Consider the following 3,268-nt stretch of genomic DNA (forward strand, 5'->3'; position numbering starts at 1 on the left):
CCCCGCCGACGCCCCCTCCTGGAACCCGCAGCGCCCCAGCGCCATGCCGCACCACCGCTACCGGTCCGTGTACGACAGGGTCGCGGTGCCGCTCACCGACGACCGCACCTGGCCGGGCCGCCGGATCGAACGGGCGCCGCTGTGGGTGCCGGTGGATCTGCGCGACGGCAACCAAGCGCTGGCCGAGCCGATGGACACCCCGCGCAAGCGCCGGATGTTCGACCTCCTGGTCGCGATGGGCTTCAAGGAGATCGAGGTCGGCTATCCCTCCGCGAGCCAGACCGACTTCGACTTCGTACGCCACCTCGCGGAGAGCGACGCGGTCCCCGCCGATGTGACCGTGGTGGTCTTCACCCCGGCCCGCCGCGATCTGATCGAGCGGACCTTCGCCGCCATCGAGGGCCTGCCCCGCTCGGTGGTGCATCTGTACACCGCCACCGCTCCCGTCTGGCGCGAGGTGGTGCTCGGCCGCGACCGTACCGAGGTGTACGGGATGATCCGGGACGCCGCCGGGCATCTGGCCCGGCTCGCCGAGGCGCGCCCCGAGAACATCCGGTTCCAGTTTTCCCCGGAGGTCTTCAACCTCACCGAACCCGACTTCGTGCTGGAGGTCTGCAATGGCCTCACCGAGCTGTGGGACGCCTGCCCCGAGCGGCCGGTGATCCACAACCTGCCCGTCACCGTCGAGTGCGCCACCCCCAATGTGTACGCCGACCAGATCGAGTACATGCACCGCCACCTGGAGCGGCGCTCGGACGTCGTCCTCTCCGTGCACCCGCACAACGACCGGGGCACCGGGGTCGCCTGCGCGGAGCTGGCCGTGCTGGCGGGCGCCCAGCGCGTCGAGGGCTGTCTGTTCGGCAACGGCGAGCGGACGGGCAATGTGGACCTGGTCACGCTCGCCCTGAACCTCTACGCCCAGGGCGTGGACCCGATGATCGACTTCTCCGATATCGACGCGATCCGCGACACCGTCGAGCACTGCAACCGGCTGCCGGTCCACCCCCGCCACCCCTATGGCGGCGAGCTGGTCCATACGGCCTTCTCCGGCACCCACCAGGACGCCATCAGCAAGGGGCTGGCCGAACACACCCGGCGGGCCGCCGAGTCCGGAGTGCCGGAGGGTCAGGCGCCGTGGGCGGTGCCGTATCTGCCGATCGACCCGGCCGACGTGGGGCGCAGCTACGAGGCCGTCATCCGCGTCAACAGCCAGTCCGGCAAGGGCGGCATCGCCCATCTGCTCCAGGCGCACTACGGCCTGGATCTGCCGAAGCGGCTGCGCGCCGACTTCTCCCGTATCGTGCAGGCCGTCACCGACGACAGCGGCCGGGAGGCCGCGGCCGAGGACCTGTGGGAGCTGTTCCGCGCGTCGTATCTCGCCCCCGGTCAGGAAGACGGCCCGGTCACCCTCGGGTCATGGACGACCGAGGAGACCGGCCCCGGCCGGCACCGCTTCGTCTGCGAGCTGCACATGGGCGACGACAAGCGTGTGTACGAGGGCACGGGCAACGGGCCGCTGTCCGCCTTCGCCGCCGCCCTGGCCGGTGCCGGGATCGCCGTGGACATCCTCCACTACGCCGAGCACGCGACCGCCGCCGGACCCGGCAGCCCCGCCATGGCCTATGCCGAATGCCGCGTCGGTGACAGCACGCGGTGGGGCGCCGGTCAGGACACCTCCGTGCTCACCGCCTCGGTGCACGCCGTGCTGGCCGCTGTGAATCGGGCGCGAGTGTTGTGATGGCCGGGGTGAGGTGACCGCGGTGAGGGGGCGGTGCGTCAGTGCTCAGCTGGACGCCGAGTCAGATGCCGAGCTTGGCAGCCTGGAGCTTGGCCACCGCCTCCTTGTCGCCCTCCAACTCGACCCGGGCGGCGTCCTGGCGGCCGAACAGAAACACCGCCAGCTCGCCCGGTTCCGCGGTGGCCGTGACCACCGGGATGCCCCGGTGCGCCACCACCGTACGGCCGTCCGGGCGGCGCAGCACCAGGCCCACCGGGGACTTGCGGCCGACCGCCTTGGCGATCCGCTCGATCCGGGACCACAGCGCGTCGGCGAAGACCGGGTCGATCTCGCGCGGCTGCCAGTCCGGCTGGGCCCGGCGGACGTCCTCGGCGTGGACGTAGAACTCGACGGTGTTGGCCGCCTCGTCCACCTGCTTGACGGCGAACGGCGACATCCGCGGCGGGCCCTCGCGGAAGAGCTGGACCAGCTCCCCGTACGGCTTCGCGGCGAACTCCGCCTGGACCCGGTCCAGCCGCCCGGCCAGCGGCTTGAGCAGCAGACCGGCGGCCGCGTCCGCGCGGCGCTCGCGGACCACCAGATGGGCGGCCAGGTCATGGGTGGTCCAGCCCTCGCACAGCGTCGGGGCATCGGAGCCGGCGGTCTCCAACAGGTCGGCCAGCAGCAGCCGTTCGCGCCTCGCGTGAGTGGACATACCGCCCACCCTACGACCGCCGTCCGGCCCCCGCCACCGGCGCCGGGCCGTCACCCCTGGGCCACGATCCCCCTTGCGCCCCGTCAGTCCTGCGCCCCGTCACCCCGGAAGCGGCTTGGTCAGCTTCTTGCCACCCGGGCCCGAGCTGAGCGTCAGCGCGCAGGAGACCTGGTCCTCGCCCCGGATCCGGTAGGTCCCCAGCGCCGGATAGAGCGCGTAGTAGTAATACATCCGGCCGTCGTTCGGTATGGACTTCAGCCGCTTCTTGGCATCCGTCTCGCACAGCGAGAGCGCCTTGTCCTGAATGGCCTTCTCGGTGGAGAAGTCCCCGGTCAGCGTCTCGTTGGCGACCACCTCACCGTCGTGCGGACCGCTGCACGCCCGCTTCTCGATCTTCGTCACGCTGCTGTCCAGCGCGGGGTGGTCGAAGCACTCGCCGGGCTTGAGCACCGCATACGGCACCAGGTCGCCGGGGTCCCCCGACTCGGAGGCCGAGGGGGACGTACCGCCGTCGGAGGCGTCGCTGCCGCCGCCCAGCGGTGCACCCTGTCCGGGGTCCGCCGAGCCGGACGCCCCGGACTCCCCCTCGGCCTCGGCTTCCCCGTCAGCCTCCGCCTCCGCCTCCGCCTCCGCCTCCGACGGGGCGTCCGGCTCGGCGGACCCCGGACAGGGTGCACCGCTGGGCGGCGGCAGCGACGCCTCCGACGGCGGTACGTCCCCCTCGGCCTCCGAGTCGGGGGACCCCGGCGACCTGGTGCCGTATGCGGTGCTCAAGCCCGGCGAGTGCTTCGACCACCCCGCGCTGGACAGCAGCGTGACGAAGATGGAGAAGCGGG

At 72.2% G+C, this 3,268-nt stretch carries 3 protein-coding genes; 1 reads left to right on the plus strand and 2 read right to left on the minus strand.

Annotated features, from left to right (window positions below; genetic code table 11):
• The coding region (leuA, locus tag CCN51_RS34760; RefSeq protein ID WP_245881730.1) for a 2-isopropylmalate synthase at positions 1-1,738 on the plus strand (1,738 nt) is incomplete at its 5' end.
• Between the two features lie 61 nt (positions 1,739-1,799).
• Here the strand turns inward: leuA and CCN51_RS34765 are convergent.
• On the minus strand, positions 1,800-2,432 hold the full coding sequence (locus tag CCN51_RS34765) for a TIGR03085 family metal-binding protein (RefSeq protein ID WP_014180503.1): 633 nt from the start codon (positions 2,430-2,432) through the stop codon (positions 1,800-1,802).
• Positions 2,433-2,531: 99 nt separating this feature from the next.
• On the minus strand, positions 2,532-3,268 hold a 737-nt coding region (locus tag CCN51_RS34770; protein WP_086860504.1), incomplete at its 5' end, for a hypothetical protein.

The organism is Streptomyces milbemycinicus, assembly GCF_002154605.1.
Classification (GTDB): Bacteria; Actinomycetota; Actinomycetes; order Streptomycetales; family Streptomycetaceae; genus Streptomyces; species Streptomyces milbemycinicus.

Bases quoted from the DNA above. Each gene is read 5' to 3' on its own strand.
- CCN51_RS34765 (WP_014180503.1), bottom strand. From the start codon at position 2,432: ATGTCCACTCACGCGAGGCGCGAACGGCTGCTGCTGGCCGACCTGTTG.